General features: G+C 61.7%; 24 protein-coding genes. All 24 read right to left on the bottom strand.

The features are described 5' to 3' along the window. Nucleotides 1–84 precede the first annotated feature (84 nt). The 24 genes from ACIPHM_RS20690 to mnmG all read right to left on the bottom strand — a co-directional run bounded on the left by ACIPHM_RS20690 (nt 85) and on the right by mnmG (nt 24,531). Complete coding sequence (locus ACIPHM_RS20690; RefSeq protein ID WP_400332316.1) at nt 85–600, bottom strand: chemotaxis protein CheW; 516 nt, start codon at nt 598–600, stop codon at nt 85–87. A 17-nt stretch (nt 601–617) separates the two neighbouring features. After that, nucleotides 618–2,807, bottom strand: a complete 2,190-nt coding sequence (gene cheA / locus ACIPHM_RS20685; protein WP_400332314.1) for a chemotaxis protein CheA — start codon at nt 2,805–2,807, stop codon at nt 618–620. Between the two features lie 51 nt (nt 2,808–2,858). Continuing rightward, a complete protein-coding gene (locus ACIPHM_RS20680; protein WP_400332311.1) occupies nt 2,859–3,242 on the bottom strand; it encodes a response regulator in 384 nt (127 codons plus the stop codon). A 17-nt stretch (nt 3,243–3,259) separates the two neighbouring features. After that, entirely contained in the window at nt 3,260–4,264 is a 1,005-nt protein-coding gene (gene motB / locus ACIPHM_RS20675) for a flagellar motor protein MotB (protein ID WP_400332310.1), read from the bottom strand. 12 nt (nt 4,265–4,276) lie between these two features. Further along, entirely contained in the window at nt 4,277–5,137 is an 861-nt protein-coding gene (motA, locus tag ACIPHM_RS20670; protein WP_400332307.1) for a flagellar motor stator protein MotA, read from the bottom strand. Nucleotides 5,138–5,252: 115 nt separating this feature from the next. After that, nucleotides 5,253–5,849: a flagellar transcriptional regulator FlhC gene (gene flhC / locus ACIPHM_RS20665; protein ID WP_400332304.1), complete on the bottom strand. Its 597-nt coding sequence runs from the start codon at nt 5,847–5,849 to the stop codon at nt 5,253–5,255. 77 nt (nt 5,850–5,926) lie between these two features. Further along, nucleotides 5,927–6,244: a flagellar transcriptional regulator FlhD gene (flhD, locus tag ACIPHM_RS20660; protein WP_023598340.1), complete on the bottom strand. Its 318-nt coding sequence runs from the start codon at nt 6,242–6,244 to the stop codon at nt 5,927–5,929. 669 nt (nt 6,245–6,913) lie between these two features. Beyond that, on the bottom strand, nt 6,914–8,122 hold the full coding sequence (locus ACIPHM_RS20655) for a Bcr/CflA family multidrug efflux MFS transporter (protein WP_400332300.1): 1,209 nt from the start codon (nt 8,120–8,122) through the stop codon (nt 6,914–6,916). A gap of 150 nt (nt 8,123–8,272) precedes the next feature. Beyond that, nucleotides 8,273–9,991: an AMP-binding protein gene (locus ACIPHM_RS20650; protein ID WP_400332297.1), complete on the bottom strand. Its 1,719-nt coding sequence runs from the start codon at nt 9,989–9,991 to the stop codon at nt 8,273–8,275. A gap of 432 nt (nt 9,992–10,423) precedes the next feature. Beyond that, entirely contained in the window at nt 10,424–10,840 is a 417-nt protein-coding gene (locus tag ACIPHM_RS20645; protein WP_400332294.1) for a F0F1 ATP synthase subunit epsilon, read from the bottom strand. A 147-nt stretch (nt 10,841–10,987) separates the two neighbouring features. Continuing rightward, nucleotides 10,988–12,379 carry a F0F1 ATP synthase subunit beta gene (gene atpD / locus ACIPHM_RS20640; RefSeq protein ID WP_039394096.1) on the bottom strand — a complete coding sequence of 464 codons (1,392 nt, stop codon included), beginning with the start codon at nt 12,377–12,379 and terminating at the stop codon, nt 10,988–10,990. Between the two features lie 61 nt (nt 12,380–12,440). Continuing rightward, a complete protein-coding gene (atpG, locus tag ACIPHM_RS20635; protein ID WP_400332290.1) occupies nt 12,441–13,328 on the bottom strand; it encodes a F0F1 ATP synthase subunit gamma in 888 nt (295 codons plus the stop codon). 88 nt (nt 13,329–13,416) lie between these two features. After that, nucleotides 13,417–14,958, bottom strand: a complete 1,542-nt coding sequence (atpA, locus tag ACIPHM_RS20630; RefSeq protein ID WP_400332287.1) for a F0F1 ATP synthase subunit alpha — start codon at nt 14,956–14,958, stop codon at nt 13,417–13,419. 50 nt (nt 14,959–15,008) lie between these two features. Then, nucleotides 15,009–15,539, bottom strand: coding sequence for a F0F1 ATP synthase subunit delta (locus ACIPHM_RS20625; RefSeq protein ID WP_400332285.1), 531 nt, complete (start codon nt 15,537–15,539; stop codon nt 15,009–15,011). A 2-nt stretch (nt 15,540–15,541) separates the two neighbouring features. After that, nucleotides 15,542–16,012: a F0F1 ATP synthase subunit B gene (locus tag ACIPHM_RS20620; protein ID WP_400332282.1), complete on the bottom strand. Its 471-nt coding sequence runs from the start codon at nt 16,010–16,012 to the stop codon at nt 15,542–15,544. A 125-nt stretch (nt 16,013–16,137) separates the two neighbouring features. Continuing rightward, on the bottom strand, nt 16,138–16,404 hold the full coding sequence (gene atpE, locus ACIPHM_RS20615) for a F0F1 ATP synthase subunit C (protein WP_044457493.1): 267 nt from the start codon (nt 16,402–16,404) through the stop codon (nt 16,138–16,140). A gap of 79 nt (nt 16,405–16,483) precedes the next feature. Continuing rightward, nucleotides 16,484–17,332, bottom strand: a complete 849-nt coding sequence (gene atpB / locus ACIPHM_RS20610) for a F0F1 ATP synthase subunit A (protein WP_400332279.1) — start codon at nt 17,330–17,332, stop codon at nt 16,484–16,486. 69 nt (nt 17,333–17,401) lie between these two features. After that, nucleotides 17,402–17,905 (bottom strand): ATP synthase subunit I, encoded by a 504-nt coding sequence (locus tag ACIPHM_RS20605; RefSeq protein WP_400332277.1) that lies wholly within the window; start codon nt 17,903–17,905, stop codon nt 17,402–17,404. Nucleotides 17,906–18,149: 244 nt separating this feature from the next. Further along, nucleotides 18,150–19,265, bottom strand: coding sequence for an SLC13 family permease (locus ACIPHM_RS20600; protein WP_400332505.1), 1,116 nt, complete (start codon nt 19,263–19,265; stop codon nt 18,150–18,152). Nucleotides 19,266–19,361: 96 nt separating this feature from the next. Then, nucleotides 19,362–20,261, bottom strand: a complete 900-nt coding sequence (locus tag ACIPHM_RS20595) for a ParB/RepB/Spo0J family partition protein (RefSeq protein ID WP_400332274.1) — start codon at nt 20,259–20,261, stop codon at nt 19,362–19,364. Nucleotides 20,262–20,288: 27 nt separating this feature from the next. Then, nucleotides 20,289–21,059 carry a ParA family protein gene (locus ACIPHM_RS20590; protein ID WP_400332271.1) on the bottom strand — a complete coding sequence of 257 codons (771 nt, stop codon included), beginning with the start codon at nt 21,057–21,059 and terminating at the stop codon, nt 20,289–20,291. Between the two features lie 209 nt (nt 21,060–21,268). Further along, nucleotides 21,269–21,853, bottom strand: coding sequence for a lipocalin family protein (locus ACIPHM_RS20585; protein WP_400332268.1), 585 nt, complete (start codon nt 21,851–21,853; stop codon nt 21,269–21,271). Continuing rightward, on the bottom strand, nt 21,850–22,527 hold the full coding sequence (gene rsmG, locus ACIPHM_RS20580) for a 16S rRNA (guanine(527)-N(7))-methyltransferase RsmG (RefSeq protein WP_400332265.1): 678 nt from the start codon (nt 22,525–22,527) through the stop codon (nt 21,850–21,852). The genes ACIPHM_RS20585 and rsmG overlap by 4 nt, the downstream gene beginning before the upstream one ends. Nucleotides 22,528–22,539: 12 nt before the next feature. Then, nucleotides 22,540–24,531 carry a tRNA uridine-5-carboxymethylaminomethyl(34) synthesis enzyme MnmG gene (gene mnmG, locus ACIPHM_RS20575; protein WP_400332263.1) on the bottom strand — a complete coding sequence of 664 codons (1,992 nt, stop codon included), beginning with the start codon at nt 24,529–24,531 and terminating at the stop codon, nt 22,540–22,542. Nucleotides 24,532–24,853: the final 322 nt, after the last annotated feature.

Genomic DNA, 24,853 nt, shown 5'->3' with positions numbered 1-24,853 from the left:
CTGTAGGGTCTGCCGCATGACGAGGCGGGTGTCTCGGCCCGCCTGCTTTCTGTCTTGCGTCGCTATACCTGCGCTCGCCGCAACTCAGCTCGCCAGACGCTCGATGAGCGCCATGTCGTCGCTGGTCATCAGCTTTTCGATGTCCATCAGGATCAGCATGCGGCCTTCGACCGTGCCCAGACCCGTGATGTACTCGGTGGCCAGTTGCGCGCCGAACTCGGGCGCAGGCTTGATTTCACCGCGCGCGAGCGTGAGTACGTCGGACACGCCGTCGACGACCATGCCGACCACGCGGCCTGCCACGTTCAGAATGATCACGACCGTCTGCGTGTCGTACTCGACGCGGCCCAGACGGAATTTGATGCGCATGTCGACGATCGGCACGATGATGCCGCGCAGATTGATCACGCCCTTGATGAAGTCGGGCGCGTTGGCGATGCGCGTGACGGCGTCGTAGCCGCGAATTTCCTGCACCTTCAAGATATCGATGCCGTACTCCTCTTCACCCAGCGTGAAGACGAGAAATTCCTGACCGTCGCCATCGGTCTGCATAGCGCCGCCATGGCGCGACACGGCCTGCTCTTGCGAAAGGTTGTCCATCTAGGGCGTCTCCGACGTCAGTTGAAGATGGTGGCGACGGACGAACGCTGGCCGCGCTGAAGCGCCGCCACGTCGACGATCAATGCCACACTGCCGTCACCCATGATGGTGGCGGCGGAAATACCGTGAATACGGCGGTAATTGGTTTCGAGGTTCTTCACCACGACTTGCTGCTGACCGACCAGTTCGTCGACGAGCAGCGCGAAGCGGCGGCCTTCGGCCTGAAGGATCACGATGATGCCTTGGGTCGGATCGAGGCGCGCTTCCGGCACGTCGAACGCGCGATACAGCTCCACGAGCGGCAGGTATTCGCCGCGCACCAGCACCACCTGACCTTCGCCGGTCACGGCGCGAATGTCGTCGCGACGCGGTTGCAGCGACTCCATCACGAAGTTCAGCGGCAGGATGAAGATCTCCGGGCCGACCTTAACGGACATGCCGTCGAGGATCGCGAGCGTGAGCGGCAGCACGATACGGATCGTGGTGCCCTTGCCGCGCGTGGACAGAATCTCCACATGGCCACCCATTTGCTGGATGTTTCGCTTGACGACGTCCATGCCCACACCGCGGCCCGACACGTCGGTCACCGCTTCGGCCGTGGAGAAGCCCGGCGCGAAAATCAGCTGCCAGACTTCCTCGTCCGCCATCGAATCGGACACGTTCATGCCTTGCTGCTGCGCCTTGGCGAGAATCTTCTCGCGACGCAGACCCGCGCCGTCGTCGCTCACTTCGATGACGATGTTGCCGCCCTGATGCGCCGCGGACAGCACCAACTGGCCGACCGGATCCTTGCCCGAGGCCACGCGCAGTTCCGTGGTTTCGATGCCGTGATCGAGACTGTTGCGCACGAGGTGGGTGAGCGGATCGATGATGCGCTCGATCAGGCTCTTGTCGAGTTCGGTCGCCTGACCGAACGTCACGAGTTCGATCTGCTTGCCGAGTTTGGTCGCGAGATCGCGCACCAGACGCGGGAAGCGCGAGAACACGTAGTCCATCGGCATCATGCGGATGGACATCACCGCCTCTTGCAGATCGCGCGCGTTGCGCTCGAGCTGGCCCATGCCGTTGAACAGACGATCGTGGAGCATCGGGTCGAGGCTGCTCGCGGTCTGCGCGAGCATGGCCTGCGTAATCACCAGTTCGCCCACGAGATTGATGAGCTGGTCGACCTTTTCCACGCCCACGCGAATCGAGCTGTTCTCGTGTCCGGCTGCGCCACCGGCCGCCGGGGCGGCCACGCGTTTCTCGGGCGGGTGCTGCGCGCCGTTGCCCCCACCAGACGCCGCGGCTTGCGGTGCGGGCGGCACGACGATCGGCTCGGCGGCGGGCGGCGGAACGACGGCCTCGGGAGCAGCAACAGCGGCCGCCGGGATCTCGATGGGTGCCGAAGCCGCCGGGGCCGGGGTAAAGATTTCGGCGCCCGGGGCCGGGGCGGGTGCTACGGCGGGGGCCGCCGCAGCGGCAGATGCAGCCGCCGCAGCAGCGGCGTCCTGCACATCGATCTGCGACGGCTCGATCACGAAGCAGCACACGGCGAGGATGTCGTCGGCACCGCACGTGGTGTCGAGCCACAGGTGCAAGGCGTCGCCCGTCGATTGACGGCCTGCGACGGAGCCGAGGTTGCCCAACTCTTCCGCGAGCAACGTCTGATCCTTTTCGCCCACGCCGGTGAGCGTGACTTTCAGGCGTGTCTGGCCCGGCGCGATGGGGCTGGTCGGCGCACCGCTCGCGTCCGTTTCCGGAGCGGCTTGCGCTTCGGGTGCGGCGGCTGGCGCGGGCGTAGCGGCAGGCGTCACGGGTGCGGCGCTCGCCGGCGCACCGTCACCTTCGGCGGCGAGTTGCTGGAGCACTGCGCAGATGCGCTTCATTGCCTCGGCATCGGGTTCACTGGAGGCGCGGTAGGCATTCAACTGTTGATGCAACACGTCTTTGGTTTCCAGGAAGGTGTCGACCATCTCGGTGCGTAACTGCAATTCGCCGCGACGAGCGCGGTCGAGCAGGTTCTCCAGCAGGTGCGTGGTCTCGGTGAGTGCGGTAAAGCCGAATGTCGCGGCGCCGCCCTTGATCGAATGTGCGGCCCGGAAGATCGCGTTGAGCTGCTCGTTATCGGGCGCACTTACGTCGAGCGCAAGCAAGAGGTGCTCCATCTCTGCGAGCAACTCTTCCGCTTCATCGAAAAAGGTCTGGTAGAACTGGGTGATATCCACCGGTTTCCTCGTCCTAACTTGGTTGTGCCATCGACGCCGTCGACTTCATCGTCATGCGCCTTCGCCGACGAGCGAACCCACCACGTCGACCAGTGCTTCAGGGTCGACCGGCTTAATCAGCCAGCCGCTGGCGCCCGCGTCGCGGGCTGCCGTCTTGTAGGCGCCGTCGACTTCCGTCGTCAGCACCAGAATCGGGGTCTCGGCGAAGGCGTCGAGTTCGCGCAAGGCGCGAATGAGCGACAGGCCGTCCATGCCGGGCATGTGTTGATCGGTCAGCACCAGATCGAAAGCTGCGTTCGACGCCAGTGCCAGGGCTTCCGCGCCGTCGCGCGCGGTCGTCACGGCATAGCCGGCCTCACTGAGCGTTGCCGCCAGAATCTGACGCATCGACGCAGAATCGTCGACAGCGAGAATCGTGTTACGAAGGGCCTGCATGCGTCTCCTCTTGTCGGTTATCGCACCGCGGCGCCCGGCGCCGCTGGGGCGGCCGGAGGTCCGGGTGGCGCGGGGACGGCCGGCAGAGCGGGAAGCTCGCCACTCATGGCGGCACTCACCGCGTTGCTGCCTGCACCGCGTGCGTTCGCGGCGTCGATTGTGGGTTGATCCGCTTCGTGCTTGACGGACTGCTCTGCCCGGCGATTGAGCACGATGATGCTGATGCGGCGGTTGATCGGGTTGTACGCGTTGTCGCGATCGAGCGGCACAGTGGACGCCAGGCCCACCACGCGCAGCACCTTCTCGCCGTCAAGCCCGCCCGCGATCAGCTCGCGCCGCGAAGCGTTCGCGCGGTCGGCCGACAACTCCCAGTTGCTGTAGCTCTTGTCACCTTGCGCGTAGGCCGTGGCATCGGTGTGACCGGACAGGCTGATGCTGTTCGGCACGCCGTTGAGCGACTTGCCGATCTCGCGCAGGATGTCGCGCATGTACGGTTGCACCTGCGCGCTCGCGTTGGCAAACATCGGCCGGTTCTGATCGTCGACGATCTGGATGCGCAAACCTTCGGTCGTCACGTCGATGAGCAGTTGCTTACGGAACTGCCTGAGCGTGGGGTTACTTTCGATGGCTTTCTCGATGCGCGCCTTGAGATCGCGCAAACGTTGTGCATCGGCACGCTCGGCCATCTCGGCCGTGGTCGCCTGACGCGCGCGAACCTGATCGCCGCGCGACTTCTGTCCGTCGGTGCGCGTGGTATCGGTGCCGCCGCCGGGAATCACGCCGCTGTTGTCTGCGGCATTACGCCCGCCCGTGAGGGCGACCTTGAGCGGCGTGCGGAAATATTCCGCGATACCGGTGAGTTCCTTGCTGCTCACGGAACTGAGCAGCCACATCAGCAGGAAGAACGCCATCATGGCCGTCATGAAGTCGGCGTAGGCAATCTTCCACGCGCCGCCATGATGGCCTTGGCCGCCGGCTTTGCGGCGTCTGATGATAATGGGCCGCTCTTCTTTCTCACTCATGGGTGCCGCCCGTCAACGTGCCTTGACCTGTCGCACGTGCTCTTCGAGCTCGGCGAACGACGGACGTACCGTGGAGTACAACACCTTGCGGCCGAACTCGACCGAGAGGGCCGGCGCGTAACCGTTCAGGCTGGCGAGCAGCGTGACCTTGATGCACTCGTAGAGCTTGACCGACTCGTTGATACGGTGCTCGATGAGTTGCGCCAGCGGCGAAATGAAGCCGTAGGCAAGCAGAATGCCGAGGAAGGTCCCCACGAGCGCCTGGGCGATGAGCGCGCCGAGCACGGCCGGCGGCTGGTCGGCCGACGCCATGGTGTGCACCACGCCCATCACCGCCGCCACGATCCCGAAGGCCGGCATGGCGTCGCCCGTCTTTTGCAGACAGTGCGCCGGGACTTCGCCCTCGTGGCGGTACGTTTCGATTTCGTGATCCATCAGGTTCTCGATCTCGAACGCGTTCATGTTGCCGCTGACCATCAGTCGCAGATAGTCGGTGAGGAATTCCATGATGCGCGGCTCGCCGAGAATGCGCGGGTACTGCGAGAACACCGGGCTCGATGCCGGATCTTCGACGTCCCCTTCGATGGCGAGCATGCCGTCTTTACGCGCCTTGGCGAGCAGCACGTACAGGAGCGCCATCAGCTCCATGTACAGCTCTTTGGTGTATTTCGAGCCCTTGAACAGCATGGGCAGCGCTTTCATCGTCGCCTTGATCGCCTTGCTGTTGTTGCCCACGACAAACGAGCCGATGCCCGCGCCACCGATGATCAGCAGCTCGGTCGGCTGAAACAGCGCGCCCAAGTGGCCCCCGCCAATGACGAATCCGCCAAAGACCGATGCCAGAACGATGATGTAACCAATGACGACAAGCACTGCCGGATACCTCTCGCAAAAATACGTCTACGGAAAATTGTCCTTCCTGTTCAGAGGGCTTAACGGCAGACACGCAGAGAAACTGTAGGGGGATGACCTCGTAACGAAGGCTCGCTCAGGCGGCCAGCGGGGAAATATCGGGGTCCGGGTCGCGCGACGCCACGGCTGGCGCCAGATCGGCGGCATGAGCGTGTTTCGCTTTCCGGGTCTTACCAGCGCGCGACGGCGGCTGGCACAGGCCGCACACGTACTGGCCGTGCGGCTCATGAGCGTGCGTGACGAAATGGCCGCCGCAGCGCGTGCACGGGGTCATCTGCAACATCTTGCTGTCGAAGAAGCGCACGAGCGTCCACGCCCGCGTGAAGCCGAGCACGGCTTCCCAGCCGTGCAGTTCCACGTGCTCCAGGTACAGCCGGTAAGCCTTCACGATGGCTTCGATGCCCTGGCAGCCGCCGTACTGCACTAGGTGGCGGTAGATGTTGTGGAAAAGCGACGAGTGAATGTTCGGCAGCCACGTCACGAACCAGTCAGTCGAGAACGGCAGCATGCCCTTGGGCGGCGAAGCGCCCTTGAGTTCTTTGTAGAGTTTGATGAGCCGATCGCGGCTCAGGCTCGTTTCCGCTTCCAGCAACTGGAGGCGGGCGCCGAGTTCGATCAGCTCGATGGCCAGCTGAATTTCGCGGGCCTCGAGGACGACGCTTTTGGTGCGCATATACAGGCTTCCTGGCAAGTCACGCGAAGCACCGTCCCCCGGGACAGCGCAACGCGTGCGTCGCGTATGTCTTACGCTCAGCCGATCTGCTCGACGGGCTGACCCGCGAGCAGAATCGAGGCGTGCGACTGCTGCATACCCACATCTTTCGCGCCGTGCGTGAGGCTCGAAAGAATCACGTGGTCGTCGAATCGAAATCGGCACAGAAGCTGGTTCGACCCCGCAAACTTGACGAGTTGAGCCAGAGTGAGACTGCCGAGCACGTCGGCAAGCTGATCGCTGATGCCCAGGCGGAACATTGCCGCCGCGCGATCCTCTCGGATCAGACGCTGAGCCAGGACTAGGTAGGAGAGATTCAACTCACGAATCTCGTTCAGTGTTTCGCTGTTTCGCATGCGGCCCCCCGGCGCAATGGATGAATCTGGCGGTACTACTGTCTATTCCCTCGCATTGTGGACAAGGGCGAAAGATAAAGAAATCGGAGAAAAACTACAGGAGGGAGCAAGAGAACCGGAAGATTTCTGTAGGAATTTTTCCTACATGAGCGGCGTGCAGAAATCCTTCGACGCGCTCGGGGGGAACGTTCGGTGACAGAGCGTGACGGCTTCATGAAAGTGTCACGAAGCTGCGCTCTACTACTTGACTGTATTTCGGCGGGCTTTTGCCGAACTTTAGCCATCCTTGCAAAAAATTTCGAGGGGGCTTTGCAAGGTCGGCTGAATCGTACTTTGCCTATCGCGCGTGTACCGGAACAGAGCAATTACAAAGTGTTACAGATGTAGTGCGGCGCGCCGAATTTTAGATTTGAAAGGACGTTTCTGTCGTCGGTTCCCGAAAATTTGCCGGGAATCGCGAAGCGCCATCTTACAAATCCTTCCCGTCGAGATCGGTCCCGTTATCCTCGTTTTGATAAGCAATACTAAACAGACGCCCGGAAACACGCAGTGTTCCCCCGCTCGCACCTTGACGGTGCGTTGAGGAAAACTACGGCATTGGGGATGATGACGTGGGTTGCGGTCCGGGCGCAGGATGGCGCCGCGGTTATGAATGCGCGGTTGTGCCGCTTACACCGCGCCAGCAGGCGGCAGTGCGGGGCGCGAACGGCGAATCAGCAGCGTGTGGAAACACCACGACAGCGCGCCGCACACCGCCATGACCGCGGCCATCGGCACAGCGGAGCGGGCGTGCAGCATGCCAACGGCGGCGCCTGCACTTGCCGCCGCGAGAAATTGCAGCGCACCCAGCAGCGCGGATGCCGCACCGGCACGCTGTTGCTGACTATCGAGCGCCTCGGCCACGGCGTTCGGCTGCGAGAAACCCAGGCTCGTCACGTAGGCGAAGAGCGGCACCATCAGCCCGATCAGTCCGCCGAGCTTGAGCGCCGCCACCACCAGCATGCACAGCCCGAGAATCGCGACCAGGTTGTTGGTGCGACGCAACACGTCCGCCGGACGGCGTTTGCGCAGCAAGTGGGCATTGACCTGCGAACCCGCGATGATGCCGCAGGCATTCAGGCCGAAAAGCCAACCGTAATTGGCCGGATCGATGCCGTACAGATTGATGAAAACGAAGGGCGAGCCGGTGATGTAGGCGAACATGCCCGCCTGCGAGACGCCGCCGGCCAGCGCGTTGCCCATGAATACACGATCGCTCAGCAGTGTGCCGTAGTTGTGCCACGCCGTCGCGAGCCAGTGGCGCGCCTGCTTCGCCGCCTCACGCGTCTCCGGCAGCCAGTAGACGGACATCACGAAGCACATCGCGCCGAATGCCGTCAGGCCCCAGAAGATCCAGCGCCAGCCGACGAACATCAGCACCTGGCCGCCAATCAGCGGCGCGAGGATCGGCGCGGCGCCCATGATGAGCGTCATGCGCGACAGGACACGCGCCACCGTGGCCGTGTCGAACAGATCGCGCGCCATCGCCCGGGCGATGACGAAGCACGCACAACCACCCACCGCCTGAATGAAGCGGCAGACGATCAGCGTTTCGATATTGGGTGCCAGTGCACAACCGGCCGAGGCCAGCGTGTAAAGCGCCAGACCGGCGTACAGCGGACGCTTGCGTCCGAAGCGATCGGCCAGCGGGCCGTGCAGCAACTGGCCGAGGCCGAGCCCGATGAAGAACGACGCCAGGGAAAATTGCACTGCCGCGTCCGTCGTGTTCAGTTCGCGCGCAATGCTCGGCAGCGCAGGCAGATACATGTCGATCGACAGCGAGCCGATGGCCGACAGAATGCCGAGAACGAAAACGGTGCGGAATGTGTGGGCAGGCATGACGCGAAACCTAGGGTAATCCCGAATGATACGGCATTCGCCCCGGCTTCGCTTAAAAATTGGGCAGAGGATCGGCCGATGGATTCCCTGCCCCGCCCGACGGTTCTGCTATTGCGCCGTTACCTGCTTCGCTGCTTCGCTGCGCCACGGTCAAGCCGTCTTTTCTTCGTTCAGTCCCAGCGTCTCGACCATCTTTTCGCGCATGACGAACTTCTGCACCTTGCCCGTGACGGTCATCGGCATCTCATCCACAAAGCGGATGTAGCGTGGAATCTTATAGTGCGCGATCTGATCCTTGCAGAACGCCCGGATGTCGTCCTCCGTCGCCTGCTGGCCGGGCTTGAGAATGATCCACGCGCAGACTTCTTCGCCGTACTTCGCGTCCGGCACGCCGAAAACCTGCACGGCCTGCACCTTCGGGTGACGGAACAGGAACTCCTCGATTTCGCGCGGGTAGATGTTCTCGCCGCCGCGAATGAGCATGTCCTTCACGCGACCGACGATGTTGCAGTAGCCGTCCTCATCGAGCGTCGCCAGGTCGCCCGTGTGCATCCAGCCGTCGCGGATCGCTTCGCGCGTGCGCGGCTCGTCGTCCCAATAGCCCTGCATCACCGAGTACCCCTTCGTGCAGAGTTCGCCCTTTTCCCCGAGCGGCACGATCTCCCCGGCGGCGTCGACGAGCTTCACTTCAAGGTGCGGCTGCACGCGTCCAACCGTCGACACCCGCTTCTCGAGCGGATCGGTCGTCGTGGTCTGGAACGACACCGGGCTCGTCTCCGTCATGCCATAAGCGATCGTCACTTCGCTCATGTGCATTTCGTTGATCACGCGCTTCATGGTCTCGATGGGACACGGCGAGCCGGCCATGATGCCCGTGCGCAGCGTATCGAAATGGTACGTGCCGAAATCCGGGTGATCGAGTTGCGCGATGAACATCGTCGGCACCCCGTGCAGCGCAGTGCAGCTCTCCTCGGAGACGGCGGCCATCGTCGCCTTCGGGTCGAATGCCTCGCCCGGAAAGATCATCGTCGCGCCCGTCGACACGCAGGCGAGCACCGCCAGCACCATGCCGAAGCAGTGATAGAACGGCACCGGAATGCACAGGCTGTCGCGCTCGGAGAAGCGCATCGCCATGGCGATGTAGCGGCCGTTGTTGACGATGTTGTGATGCGTGAGTGTGGCGCCTTTCGGGTTGCCGGTCGTCCCGCTCGTGAACTGGATGTTGATGGGATCGAAACAATCGAGCCCGTCGGAGATCGCGCGCAGGTCATCAAGACTGGCGTTCGCCCCGAGCGTGACCACGTCGCCGAAATTCATCATGCCCGGCGTGATGTCCAGCCCCATGCGAATGACGGTACGCAGCGTCGGGAATCTTTCCGAGCGCAGCTGGCCTGGCTCGCACGTCGCCAACTCGGGCGCCAGCACGTTCAGCATTTCGAGATAGCGCGACGACTTGAACGATTCGGCCGCCACCAGCGCCGTGCAGCCGACCTTGTTGAGCGCGTATTCGAGCTCGGCCATCCGGTAAGCGGGGTTGATGTTCACCAGAATCAACCCGGCGCGGGCGGTCGCGAATTGCGTGACCAGCCACTCGACGCGGTTCGGCGACCAAATGCCTACGCGGTCGCCCTTCTTCAGCCCGAGCGAAATCAGTCCGGCCGCGAACGTGTCGACATGCGCGATGAATTCGCGCCACGTCCAGTCCACGCCCTGCTCTCGGAACACGACAGCCTGTCGTTCCGGAAACTTCGCCGCCGTCTGCGCAAGCAGCCCGAACACTGTCAGCGTCGAAAGCGGTACGGTGGTATCACCCTTCACATACGACAGTCCATTACGAGGTACAACGCCCGCACCTTCCCGGCTTTCCATGCTTTTGTCTCCTGAAGCACTGCTCAAGTGGTGAAATGCTGTCGCGTGACGCCAATGCCCGATCCGTGTTGCCGATGGGTTCGCTGCCTGTCGATGGCGGGCCCGTCTGCCGTTGCATCGAACGGTGATGGGCGTCTCTTCATAACAATAGCGCGTCACACTGGGTTGACGTTTACGTTAACGTAATTCGAGTGACGGATCGAGTGGGGATGGCCCTGATTCGGGCGTGAGATGTGTATCGACCGGCATGGATCGATGCCGATGCACGGAGGCGCGCAGACGATCTGGCGACACCGCCAGACAAAACAAAAGCCCCACGCATGGGTATGCATGGGGCTTCCGGTCAATGCGTGACGATGCACGTCTGGACAGACGCCCAACGTTACGCATTGACGGGCATGTGCGGCGCGAGCGCCGGCACGACGCCGATATTTACTTCTTCGAACGCAATTTCGAAATCGCGGCGAGTTGCGCCATAGCTTCGGCCAGTTCCGCCTGGGCCGTTGCGTACTCGATGTTCGATTCCTTGTTCGACAGCGCTTCTTCTGCACGGCGCTTGGCTTCGCTAGCCTTCGCTTCGTCCAGATCCTTGCCGCGGATGGCGGTGTCGGCGAGCACGGTGACCGTGTCCGGTTGCACTTCGAGAATGCCGCCTGCGACGAAGACGAAGTCCTCGTTGCCTGCCTCGTCCTCGATGCGCACCGCACCCGGCTTGATACGCGTGATCAGCGGCGTGTGGCCGGGCAGAATACCCAGCTCGCCGGCTTCGCCGGGCAGCGCCACAAAGCGCGCCTTACCCGAGAAGATTTCCTCTTCCGCGCTGACGACGTCTACGTGAATGGTTGCCATAATCGCTCCCGTTGAGTGTGATGAAGCGGCAGGCGCGCCGGTCCGGACGTTACCGTCCTCGCCCCGCTACCCCGCCCCGCAACAGTCACCTGCCGGGTGCCGGTGGCGTCTCTCGCGAGACCCCGCCGTCGCCCGACACTCAACCGTTTACTGCATCTTCTTGGCTTTTTCGAACGCTTCGTCGATCGTGCCAACCATGTAGAACGCCTGCTCCGGCAGGTGGTCGCACTCACCGTCGACGATCATCTTGAAGCCGCGGATCGTTTCCTTGAGCGGAACGTACTTGCCCGGCGAGCCCGTGAACACTTCTGCCACGTGGAACGGCTGCGACAGGAAGCGCTGGATCTTACGAGCGCGGGCCACAGCCAGCTTGTCGTCCGGCGACAGTTCGTCCATACCCAGAATCGCGATAATGTCGCGCAGTTCCTTGTAACGCTGCAGCGTCGATTGCACGCGACGGGTCACCGTGTAGTGCTCTTCGCCAATCACGTTCGGGTCGATCTGACGCGAGGTCGAGTCGAGCGGATCGACTGCCGGGTAGATACCCAGCGAGGCGATGTCACGCGACAGAACGACGGTGGCGTCCAAGTGACCGAAGGTGGTTGCCGGCGACGGGTCGGTCAAGTCATCGGCAGGCACGTACACGGCTTGCACCGACGTGATCGAGCCGGTCTTGGTCGACGTAATACGCTCTTGCAGCTTACCCATTTCTTCAGCCAGCGTCGGCTGATAGCCCACGGCCGACGGCATACGGCCGAGCAGTGCCGACACTTCGGTACCGGCCAGCGTGAAACGGTAGATGTTGTCGACGAAGAACAGCACGTCGCGACCTTCGTCACGGAAATGCTCGGCCATCGTCAGACCGGTCAGCGCAACGCGCAGACGGTTGCCCGGCGGCTCGTTCATCTGGCCGTACACCAGCGCGACCTTGTCCAGAACGTTCGAGTCCTTCATTTCATGGTAGAAGTCGTTCCCTTCACGGGTACGCTCGCCCACGCCGGCAAACACCGAATAACCGCCGTGTTCCTTGGCGATGTTATTGATGAGTTCCATCATGTTCACGGTCTTGCCCACACCGGCGCCACCGAACAGACCCACCTTGCCGCCCTTGGCGAACGGGCAGATCAGATCGATAACCTTGATGCCGGTTTCGAGCAGTTCCGTCGACGGCGACAGCTCGTCGAATGCCGGAGCCTTCTGGTGAATCGAACGGGTGTGTTCCTTGGCGATCGGACCGGCTTCGTCGATCGGACGGCCCAGCACGTCCATGATGCGGCCCAGCGTGGGCTTACCGACCGGCACCGTGATCGGCAAACCCGAGTTTTGCACCGTCATACCGCGGCGCAGGCCTTCGGAGGAACCCAGACAGATGGTGCGAACCACGCCGTCACCCAGCTGCTGCTGGACTTCGAGCGTCAGTTCCGAACCTTCCATGGTGAGCGCGTCGTAGATCTTCGGCATGCTTTCGCGCGGGAATTCCACGTCGATAACGGCGCCGATGCACTGTACGATTTTGCCTTCAATCAAAGCAGTACTCATCGCTTTTCCTTTAGATACTCAAATTCATTTCGCCTTGCGGCGCATCGGCCCGTGCCACCGCTTACACTGCGGCGGCGCCACCCACGATTTCGGACAGTTCCTTCGTAATCGCTGCTTGACGGCCCTTGTTGTAGACCATCTGCAATTCACCGATCACGGTCTTCGCGTTGTCCGAAGCGGCCTTCATGGCCACCATGCGGGCGGACTGTTCCGACGCCATGTTCTCTGCGACTGCCTGATATACGACAGCTTCGACGTAACGCACCAGCAGGGCATCGACAACCGTCTTGGCATCCGGTTCGTAGATGTAGTCCCACGAATGCTGTGCCGGCACTGCGCTCGCCTCTTCCGAATCGCCCTCGAGCTTTTCGGGCAGCGGCAGCAGTTGTTCGACCACGGCTTCCTGCTTCATCGTGTTGACGAAGCGGTTGTAAGCCAGATAAACGGCGTCGAGCTTGCCTTCGGCATACGCGTCGAGCTGCAACTTCACAGCGCCGATCAGCTTGTCCAGATGCGGGGTGTCGCCCAGTTGCACAACGTGCGATACCACTTTCGCGCCGATACGGTTCAGGAAGCCGAAGCCCTTGCCGCCGATGGCGGTGGCCTCGATCTTCAGGCCTTGCGCTTCGATTTCCTTCATCTTGGCCACCACGGCACGCAGCACGTTGGTGTTCAAGCCGCCGCACAGGCCCTTGTCCGTCGTCACCACGATGATGCCGGCAGCTTTCGCGTCGGCATGCTTCACCATGAACGGGTGGTGGTATTCCGGATTCGCCTGGCCCATATGCGCAGCGATCTGGCGCACCTTATCAGCGTACGGCCGGGCATGACGCATGCGTTCCTGCGCCTTGCGCATCTTCGACGCGGCCACCATTTCCATGGCCTTGGTGATCTTGCGCGTGTTTTGCACGCTCTTGATCTTGCCGCGAATTTCCTTCATTCCAGCCATTGCTTACTCCTTGTCTCGGCGCGACGTTCGTTACTGCCGGAACATCGCGCCTTCCCGGGTCCGTTGAATAGTTACCGATTCAACCGGATTAGTAAGCGCCGGTCTTCTTGAAGTCCTTGATCGCAGCGTGCAGAGCGGCTTCGTCGTCCTTCGAGAGATCTTTGGTCTCTTCGATGCGGCCGATGAGTGCGCCGTGGCTGGTCTTCAGAACTTCGCGCAGACCCTTTTCGAACGGCAGAACCTGGGCGATTTCGAGGTCATCCAGATAGCCGTTGTTGGCGGCGAACAGCGACACGGCCAGTTCCCACACTTGCAGCGGCGCGTATTGCGGCTGCTTGAGCAGTTCCGTCACGCGGCGACCGCGCTCGAGCTGCTTGCGGGTAGCTTCGTCCAGGTCCGAGGCGAACTGCGCGAACGCAGCCAGCTCTCGGTACTGTGCGAGGTCGGTACGGATACCGCCCGACAGCTTCTTGATGACCTTCGTCTGCGCAGCACCACCCACACGCGACACCGAGATACCGGCGTTGATTGCCGGACGGATGCCTGCGTTGAACAGGTCGGTTTCCAGGAAGATCTGGCCGTCGGTAATCGAGATCACGTTCGTCGGAACGAATGCGGTCACGTCACCGGCTTGCGTTTCAATGATCGGCAGTGCCGTCAGCGAACCGCTTTGACCCTTGACTGCGCCGTTGGTGAACTTCTCGACGTACTCTTCCGAGACACGAGCGGCACGCTCGAGCAGACGCGAGTGGAGATAGAACACGTCACCCGGGTAAGCTTCACGGCCCGGCGGGCGGCGCAGCAGCAGCGAGATCTGACGATAGGCCCAGGCTTGCTTGGTCAAGTCGTCATAAATGATCAGCGCGTCTTCGCCGCGATCGCGGAAGTATTCGCCCATCGTGCAACCGGAGTACGGTGCGATGAACTGCATGGCGGCCGAGTCGGAGGCGGTGGCGGTCACGATGATCGTGTACTCCATCGCGCCCTGCTCTTCGAGCTTGCGCACCACGTTCATGATCGACGAAGCCTTCTGGCCGATCGCGACGTAGACGCAGGTCACGCCCTTGCCCTTCTGCGAGATGATCGTGTCGATGGCCACAGCGGTCTTACCCGTCTGACGGTCACCAATGATCAGCTCACGCTGGCCGCGGCCGATCGGCACCATGGCGTCGATAGCCTTCGTACCGGTTTGCAGCGGCTGCGACACCGACTTACGCCAGATCACGCCCGGCGCGATCTTTTCGATGGCGTCGGTTTCCTTGGCGTTGATCGGGCCCTTGCCGTCGATCGGCACGCCCAGTGCGTCGACGACGCGGCCCTTCAGTTCCGGACCGACCGGCACTTCCAGAATGCGGCCCGTGCACTTGACGGTGTCGCCTTCCGAGATGTGCTCGTACTCGCCCAGAATCACGGCGCCGACGGAGTCGCGTTCGAGGTTCAGTGCCAGACCGAACGTGTTGCCCGGGAATTCCAGCATTTCGCCCTGCATCACGTCCGACAGGCCGTGGATGCGGCAGATGCCGTCAGTCACCGAGATCACGGTGCCTTCATTACGGACTTCGGCGCCGCTATCGAGACCTTGAATCCGGCTCTTGATCAGTTCGCTGATTTCAGAGGGATTGAGTTGCATATGTGCTCCTGATATTCAATTCTTGCCGTCGCAGGCGTATCGCGCCGGCCTCAAGCCGTCAGCGACGTCCGCATAGCCGCAAGGCGGGCGCGCACCGAAGTGTCGAGCACCTCGTCGCCAACCACCACACGCACGCCACCGATGAGCGACGGGTCTACCGTCACGCTCGGGTTGAGCTTGCAGCCGAACTTGTGCTCGAGGCCCTTGACCAGCGAGGTCAATTGCTCGCCTTCGAGCGGGAAGGCGCTTTCGATCGTGGCGTCTGCCGAACCGGCAGCAGCGTTCTTCAACGCTTCGAACTGTTCGGCGATTTCCGGCATGGCAGCCAGACGACCGTTTTCGACCACTGCGGCGACGAAGTTGCGCACTTCGGCGTCGGTCGATTTCACGGCGGAGGTCAGCACGTCGACAACTTGCGACGGGGAGACTTTCGGATCGTCGGCCAGGTTGGCCACTTCGGACAGCGCTGCCACTTGCGCCAGTTCGCGCACGAGCTGCGACCAGCGATTCAGATCGCCGGACTTAGCCACGCGGAACAACGCTTCGGCATACGGACGAGCGATGGTTGCGAGTTCGGCCATGATCAGAGCTCTGCCTTGAGTTGGTTCAGCAGGTCGGCGTGGGCCTTGGCGTCGACTTCACGCTTCAGAATCTGCTCGGCGCCCTTGACAGCCAGACCGGCAACTTCTTCGCGCAGCGTCTCACGGACCTTGACAGCCTGGTTCTCGGCTTCTGCCTTGGCGTTGGCGATGATACGAGCCGCTTCGGCTTGCGCCTGCGTCTTGATCTCGTCGGCCACAGCCAATGCACGCTTCTCGGCGTCGGCAATACGCTTCGCGCCTTCGTCGCGGGCTTCCGCGAGGGCTTGCGTGGAGCGCTTGTTGGCGGCTTCGAGTTCAGCCTTGCCCTTATCGGCGGCAGCCAGACCGTCAGCGATTTTCTTCGCGCGTTCGTCGATAGCCTTGATCAGCGGCGGCCACACGAACTTCATCGTGAACCATGCCAGGATCAGAAACACGACGGTTTGCGCGAACAGAGTTGCGTTTATGTTCACGGTGTTTCCTTTCGGTGATGCGAGTCGATTGGCAAAACAGCGCGCCCCATTGTGCCTGCTGGCTTGGGCGCGCCGTTCATGTCCAGTTGGTCGCGCGGTTCATTGCGCGACCGGCCGAAAGAAACTTAAGCGAGGCGCGACAGCAGCGGGTTCGCGAATGCGAACAGCATGGCAACGCCCACACCGATCAGGAATGCAGCGTCGATCAGGCCGGCCAGCAGGAACATCTTGGTTTGCAGCGGGTTCATCAGCTCGGGCTGACGGGCGCACGCTTCGATGTACTTACCGCCCATCAGCGCGATACCCAGACAGGCGCCGATTGCACCCAGACCGATGATGATGCCAATAGCGATGGCGGTCAGACCCTGGATGTTGGCGATGAAAGCTTGCATGATTACTCCTTTTGGTTAGAGACTTGAAACTTTAAATTTGAAAAACCGAAAACCGGGAAACACTTACCGCAACAACCGATCAGTGATGGTCGTGCGCCTGGCCGATATACACCAACGTCAGCATCATCATGATGAACGCCTGGAGCAACACGATCAGGATGTGGAAAATCGCCCATGCGGTGCCGGCAATGACGTGGCCGACAAAACCCAGCACCGACGCATCTGCGCCAAAGCTCCAGAGACCACCCAGCAGAGCGATCAGCAGGAACACAAGTTCGCCGGCGTACATATTGCCGAACAGTCGCATACCGAGCGACACGGTCTTGGCACAGAATTCGATCAGGTTGAGCAGCAGGTTCGGGATCCACAGGAGGAAGTGGTTACCGAACGGTGCGGTGAACAGCTCGTGCATGAAGCCGCCTGCGCCCTTGATCTTGAAGCTGTAGAACAGCATCAGAATGAGCACGCCGACGGAGATACCGAGCGTGCCGTTAAGATCGGCCGTCGGAACAATACGGTGATGCGTGATGATGGAACCCAGACCGACCCACTCGATCACCTTCGACGGCAGATCGACCGGCAGCAAGTCCAGCGAGTTCATGAGCGTGACCCAGACGAACACGGTCAGCGCGAGCGGCGCAATGAAGGTACGATTGCCGTGCACGATGCTCTTCGACTGGTCTTCCACCATTTCGACGAGCATTTCGACCGCAGACTGAAAACGGCCCGGCACGCCCGAAGTTGCCTTGCGCGCTGCCATCCACAGCACGAAGCAACCCAGAACGCCCATCGCGATCGACCAGAACATGGTGTCCCAGTTGATGATCGAGAAATCGACGATGCTAGTCTGAGTCGAGCTCGCGAGGTTTTGCAGGTGGTGCGAAATGTACTCCGACGGGTTCGGAGCGTGGCCGGCTTCTACTGACATAGCGATCAAACACCCAATTATGAAAATCCGCACACGGTAGCGTGTCGACGCGTGAGCGGTTTTCCACCGCTACTTCAGTGCCATCGCAAGCCAATAGACCTTGAGCGTGAGCACGAAGGTGACGAGCAACGCTACCCAGTGAACTCCGGGGTATCCGAACGCTACAGCCACCAATAACGCAATCGTCGTTGCTACCTTGATCGCCTCCCCCGTCACCAATGCGCCGACGGAGAGACGATCACCTGAAATTCTTAGCCGCAGCGCAAACAGCGCGCCCGGTATCCAACCTATCATTCCACCCAACCATGCAGACACCGCCGCGTCTCGTGGCGATGCCGAGAGTAACCACCAGGCCAGTGTCGCAATGAGCGACAACAGCACCTGGGCTCCCACCACCCGGAATGGAGTCACACGGGATGCGCGCCCCACATCGGGACCGAACAGGCGCTCGGCCTGCGCACGCGTGAGCGGAACGATTGTTTCTTGCTCCTGCTCGTCGTCCCAATTCGCGGATGTTGCACGTGCCGGCGCTTGCGGTTCCGGTTCCAAGTTCGACCGTTTTTCGTCGGTCATCTCGTAGCCTCCCCGCCCGACTCGTGCAAAACGAATGGGCTCTTCAAGCAGTTAAACCCGCGAGATTTTACGGGAGATTACGAACCCCAGTCAATCTAAACGGGCAACAAATTCGCCGAAACTGCACAGTGCATGCTTCGATTTGGCGCCAACTCTCACGTAGCGCGATTTTCCGCATGGTGCGGCGCGGCATGACGCACAAACGCCGCACGATCACGGCACCCGGGGTACGTTGCACGCGCGATCAGACCCATTTCAGGGCGACAAACCCGATCAGCAGTGCTACCAGATAAAACGGTATCGAAAGGCAGTGAAAGTGCCACCAGATCTTCTGCGATTTCGCCATGCGCAGTGCAATCAGGTTTGCCAACGAGCCGATCGCGAGACCGAATCCGCCGACGGCCACCCCATGGGCGAGCGCCGGCCAGTTCTGCGTGTACTCCGCGAGAAGGATGGCAGCCGGAACGTTACTGATGAATTGTGACAATACCGCCGCCCCGGCATAGGCCATTTCCCCACTGGAGAAGTCCACGTGCCCCAGCGCTGCACGCACATCGGGCAAACCGGCTACGCCGCGCAGCACCACGAACATCAGCACGAAAATCGCGAGCAGCAGCCAGTCGATGCCGAGCACCGCATTGCGTCGCGCCACCAGCAGCACGGCCGCTACCCCCGCGCAGGCCCAGGCGGCGAAGCCATGGTCCGCCATCGCCACGAAGGCGACGAACAGCACCAGCGCAATCCAGAGCAGCGGCCAGCGCACGTGATGTGTGGGGCCACGTTGCTGAAAATGCAGCGCCCGCGAATCGAATGCGAACGCACATACGAGGAGCAGCACGGCCATGAGCGCCAGCGTGAGCGGCGTCATCATGACGATATACGCACCGAAGCCCATGCCGCTACGTTGCCAGAGGAAGAGGTTTTGAGGGTTGCCGAGCGGCGTAAGGCTGGAGCCCGCGTTTACCGCGAGCGCGAGGAAGATGATCAGCCGCTCGATGCGCACCGGCGCGATACGCGCGAGCGACTGCGCGAGGGGCACCACGGCAAAGAGTGCGACGTCGTTCGTGAGCAATGTCGAGAGCGCCGCGGCAAACGTCACCATCAGCAACGCGAGACGACGTTCCGTGCGAAACGCTCGCAGCAACCGTTGCGCGAGCCAATCGAGAAAACCACTTTGATCGATGGCACGCGTGAGCATCAGCAATCCCGCCAGCGTCAGGATCGTGTGCTGATCGATGCGCGCGAGCAACTCGCCGGCACTCGCAGGTTTCGCGATTTGCAGAGCCACGAAGCCCACCAACAGAATCAGCAGCACGCGGTCGCTGCGCACACGCGCATACGTCGCGTGCAAAGCACGAATCCCGCGCGTCGCGACGGTGTCGTGCGACGGCGTCCTGGTCTTTCCTACCGAGTCACCGGCGGGATCGCTCACGGCGAGACAGTCTGGATACTGAAATTACTCGGCGCGAATGCGCGCGAGAATGCCATCGAGCGCGTCGAGACTGCCGAACTCGATCGTCAATTGTCCGGCGCCTTTGCGGCCAACCTTGATCTTGACGTTCGACGCAAGCAAGTCGGACAGCTCTTCTTCGAGACGCGTGACGTCGCGCCCGCCCTCTTCCGCCGAGCGACGGCGAATGCCATCGCCTTGCGGCTTGAGCGAAGCGTTGACGATGCGCTCGGTATCGCGCACCGACAGGCGCTTGTTCACGACCTGATTCGCGAGCGTGATCTGCGTGGCGGCGTCCACCGCGAGCAACGCACGCGCGTGGCCCATATCGAGATCACCCGCGAGCAACATCGTCTGCACAGGATGCGCGAGATTGAGCAAACGCAGCAGATTCGACACTGCACTGCGCGAACGTCCGAGCGATTCGGCCGCCTGCTCGTGCGTGTAATTGAATTCGCCGAGCAGACGTTGAATGCCCTGCGCTTCTTCGAGCGGATTCAGATCTTCGCGCTGAATGTTCTCGATGAGCGCCATCGCGGCGGCGGCTTCATCCGGCACATCGCGCACGAGCACCGGCACTTGCGCGAGCCCGGCAATGCGAGCGGCGCGAAAACGCCGTTCGCCGGCAATAATTTCGTACTTCTCATCATCGACACGACGCACCAGAATCGGCTGCATGAGGCCTTGCGCACGAATGCTCGCGGCTAGTTCCTGCAATGCGCCCTCATCCATGCGCGTGCGCGGCTGATACTTGCCGGCCTGAAGACGGTCGAGCGACATGACCGACGGCGCGCCATCGGCGCTCGCTTCGGTCGCGCCGTTATGGTTATCGGCGTGTGCGCCCAGCAGCGCTTCGAGGCCGCGGCCCAGGCCCTTTTTTTTCAGTGCGTTGGTCTTGGTCGCCATGACAATGCGTTCCTGCGCGAATGCGCCTTACATAGTTTGAATGCGCGCGATCATTTCCGCGCCGAATTGCAGATACGCCTTCGCGCCGCGCGAAGCGGGATCGAAGACGACGCCCGGCATGCCGTAACTCGGCGCTTCGGCGAGTCGCACATTGCGCGGAATGATCGCGTTGAAAACCTTGTCGCCGAAGTGCTCCTTGAGCTGCTCCGAGACTTGTTGCTGCAGCGTGATACGCGGATCGAACATCACGCGCAGCAGGCCGATGACCTTCAGGTCGCGGTTCAGATTCGCGTGCACCTGCTTGATCGTGTTGACGAGATCCGACAGCCCTTCGAGGGCGAAATATTCGCACTGCATCGGGATGATCACGCCGTGTGCGGCACACAGCCCATTGAGGGTGAGCAGCGAGAGCGTCGGCGGGCAGTCGATGAGCACGAAGTCGTATGTCTCGTCGACCTTGGCGAGCGCCTGCTTCAGACGCGTATCGCGATTCTCCAGCGAGACCAGCTCCACGTCCGCCCCGGCCAGCTCACGGTTGGCCGGCAGCACGTCGTAGCTGCCCGACTCCGAGCGTTGAGCACTCGTGCTCACGTCGATGCCGTCGACCAGCACTTCGTACACGCTCGTCTCGAGCGCAGCCTTGTCGATACCGCTACCCATCGTCGCATTGCCCTGCGGATCGAGATCGACCAACAAGACACGCTGCCCGTGCGACGCCAGTCCGGCAGCGAGGTTCACCGTGGTGGTCGTCTTGCCGACGCCGCCCTTCTGATTGGCCACGCAGAAAATTTTCGCCATGCCGTTGTAGTCCTCCGAATGCTGCCGTGTTGATGCGATTGATGCAGATGATGCCGGAATGCCACCAGCGGAAGCGAATACGCCGTGCTGCTTACCCCCGATGCATCGTACCAAGTCGATTATCTGAGCAAAGCTCAGTTATTGCCTGTTTCAGCTTTTTTAGCGGCTGCCAGTCATATGGCCGCGCCGGATACGCCGGCGCGTGGTGCTCAGGGCGCGCTCGCCTTTTGGGGCGTCAACACCAGTTTGTCGGTGTCGTAGCCTTGCTTGCGCAGCTGGGCACGCATTTGATTCAGCGTGTCGTCGTCTATCGTCGGCGTGCGCGAGAGGATCCAGAGGTACTCGCGGCCAGGCTCTCCGACAGCGGCATATTGATAGTCACCGTCGAGCACGATAACCCAGTAGTTCGCCCAAAGCCAGGGAATCCAGCGCAACCAATCCGGCGCGAACGTCACCTTGAAGCGGGCCGTTCCGGTGCCCTGCCCATCGGTGCGTGCCAGGCCGGCGTCACTCACCCACGAGCCATCGTCCTTACGGCACTTGTTCGTCACTTCGATCTTGCCATCCGCTCGGGCGACGTATTGAGCCGTCACGTCCGACACACATTTTCGCTCGAAGAAATTCGGGTAGCGTGCTATTTCGTACCAGGTGCCGACATAGCGCGCCTTATCGATCTTCGGCACGGGACGCACGCGCGTCGTCAGCGATTCCTGCGCGGATTGCGCCCAGGCCATGGCGGCGACCATCGACAATCCGACCATGAGGGCACCGGCCCAACGGGTCATCCGGGTCATGCGGTCACCTTCACGCGGAGCAAATGACGCTCGGCGTCGAGAAATGGCACATTCAGCGCGAGACGCTCGACCAGCTCATATCCGTCAGGCAGCGCCAGCTCGTTCTCGGCCGCAACGCCCTTCATGGCCCAGAAGCTCCCGCCGGGGGCGAGCAAGTCACGGGCGAGCGTGACGAAATCGGACAATTCAGCGAAAGCACGTGAAACGATCGCATCGAACGGCGCAGGCACTTCCTTGCCGACGACAAGCGACTCCACCCGCCCGGTCACCACCGTCAGATTGGTCAGTTTGAACGTTGCGCGTGCCTGCGTCAGGAAAGCGGTCTTCTTGTGAACGATGTCGTTGACCGTCACCTGCCAGTCGGGACGCACGATCGCGAGCACCACACCGGGCAACCCGCCGCCTGAGCCAACGTCAAGAACACGTGAAATCGGCTCACGATCCAGACGCGGCAGAATCGACAGCGAATCAAGCAGATGCTTGACGACCATCTGCCGCGGATCGCGGATCGAGGTCATCTGCAACGAGGCGTTCCATTTTGCCAATAGCGCCTGAAACTCGAGCAGGCGTGCCTGTTGAGCGGCATCGATCGACAGACCGAGCTGCTCGATACCGTTGGCCAACAGCGTAGCCAGTTCGTTGCCGCCCTGGGCGGCATTGCGCGAAGCCGTCATGAGATCTCCGCGTCAGGCTGCGTGCTGGCCGCCATCGTCGCCATCGTCGCCATCGGTGGCGGCATTGGCGTCGGCAGTGGTGGCCTCCGACGCGCGGCGGCGTCCGAGTCCTTTCTTGAGGTGAATCATCAGCAACGAGATCGCGGCAGGCGTCACGCCGGAAATACGCGAGGCTTGCCCCAGCGTTTCAGGACGTTGCGCATTCAACTTTTGACGCACTTCGATCGACAGCCCCCGGACATCGTTGTAATCGATGTTGGCGGGCAGCACCGTGTTCTCGTTGGCTTCCTTGCGTACGATCTCGTCGGCCTGACGGTCGATATAGCCCTGATACTTGACCGCGATTTCGATCTGCTCGCGAATCTGGTTCGCTTGCAGCGGATCGTCGGACAGCGGCGCTTCCGGTGCGAGACGGCCGCCCTGCACTGCCATCAATGCGTCGTACCCAACTTCGGGGCGGCGCAACAGATCGGACAGCGAGTATTCGTGATCGATGGCCTTGCCGAGCAACGGCACCGCGTCTTCCGCCGGGAAGGTCTTCGGATTCACCCACGTCGATTTGAGACGTTCTGTTTCACGTGAAACAGCGTCGCGTTTGCGGCAGAACGCTTCCCAACGAATATCGTCGACGACACCGAGCTCGCGCCCGATCTCAGTCAAACGCATATCGGCATTGTCCTCGCGCAGCGACAGGCGATACTCGGCGCGGCTGGTGAACATGCGGTACGGCTCGGAGACGCCGCGGGTAATCAGATCGTCGACGAGCACGCCGAGATACGCCTGATCGCGACGCGGGCACCATGCTTCCCGCCCTTGCACTTGGAGCGCGGCGTTGATACCGGCGAGCAGGCCTTGAGCAGCAGCTTCCTCGTAGCCGGTCGTCCCGTTGATCTGTCCGGCGAAGAACAAACCGGAGATGACGCGGGTTTCGAGCGAGCTACGCAGGCCACGCGGATCGAAGTAGTCGTACTCGATGGCGTAACCGGGACGCAAAATATACGCGTTCTCCATGCCCTTCATGGAGCGGACAAGCTCCAGCTGCACATCGAAAGGCAGGCTGGTCGAGATACCGTTGGGGTAGAACTCGTTGGTCGTCAGACCTTCGGGTTCGAGGTAGATCTGGTGCGACGTCCGGTCGGCGAAGCGATGGATCTTGTCCTCGATGGAGGGGCAGTAGCGCGGCCCCACACCTTCGATGACGCCCGTATACATGGGCGACCGGTCGAGACCGCCGCGAATGATATCGTGGGTTCGCTCATTGGTATGGGTGACCCAGCACGGCACTTGGCGAGGATGCTGTTCCGGGCGTCCAAGGAACGAAAAGACCGGCACGGGATCGAGATCCCCGGGCTGTTCTTCAAGGACGGAAAAGTCGATGGAACGCCCGTCGATACGCGGTGGCGTACCTGTTTTCAACCGACCTTGCGGCAACTTCAACTCTTTGAGTCGCGCGGACAGGCTGATGGCAGCCGGATCTCCGGCACGACCGCCGACATAGTTGTTCAGCCCAACGTGGATCTTTCCATCGAGGAAGGTTCCGGCGGTGAGCACGACGGCACGGGCACGGAAGCGCAGTCCGACCTGGGTAATCGCCCCAACGACGCGGTCGCCTTCGACGATAAGATCCTCAACCGCCTGTTGGAACAACCATAAATTGGGTTGATTCTCGAGGCGATGACGGATGGCCTGTTTGTAAAGCAGACGATCGGCTTGCGCACGTGTGGCGCGCACCGCGGGCCCTTTGGACGAATTCAGAATACGAAACTGAATTCCGCCTTCGTCGGTAGCCGCTGCCATGGCCCCGCCGAGCGCATCGACCTCTTTCACGAGGTGGCCTTTGCCGATCCCACCAATGGAGGGATTGCAGCTCATCTGGCCGAGCGTCTCGATATTATGGGTGAGCAGAAGTGTTTTACAGCCCATGCGGGCCGAGGCGAGCGCAGCCTCAGTGCCGGCATGGCCGCCACCCACCACGATCACGTCGAACTCGGTCGGATAAAGCATCGCAATATTGCCGCTAGCGGCAAACTCTCTGGATTCGGTAATTGCGGAATTATAGCGGTATTGCGATGCATCATTTGTAACCGCTCGAGTGTTTCACGTGGAACGTGCGTGGAAAACGACGGTTTGGCGGGTGTTTCACGTGAAACGTTGCCCGATGTGATGCCTCCTCAGACACGGCAACGGTGCGCGCCTTCCGTAGCACGCCACTTCCTCGAACCACGTCCCTGTCCTCTCCCGCTTCCGGGCTGCGGAGATCACCGGCACCCCGACTGCGCTCCACTTGAAAGTCGCTCCGTCAGGGCACCGGTAATCTCCGCCATCC

It is taken from the genome of Pandoraea sp. NPDC087047 (genome assembly GCF_044745225.1).
GTDB lineage: Bacteria > Pseudomonadota > Gammaproteobacteria > Burkholderiales > Burkholderiaceae > Pandoraea.
The sequence above is the reverse complement of the archived record's forward strand: the minus strand, read 5'-3'. Positions and strand labels throughout refer to the sequence as shown.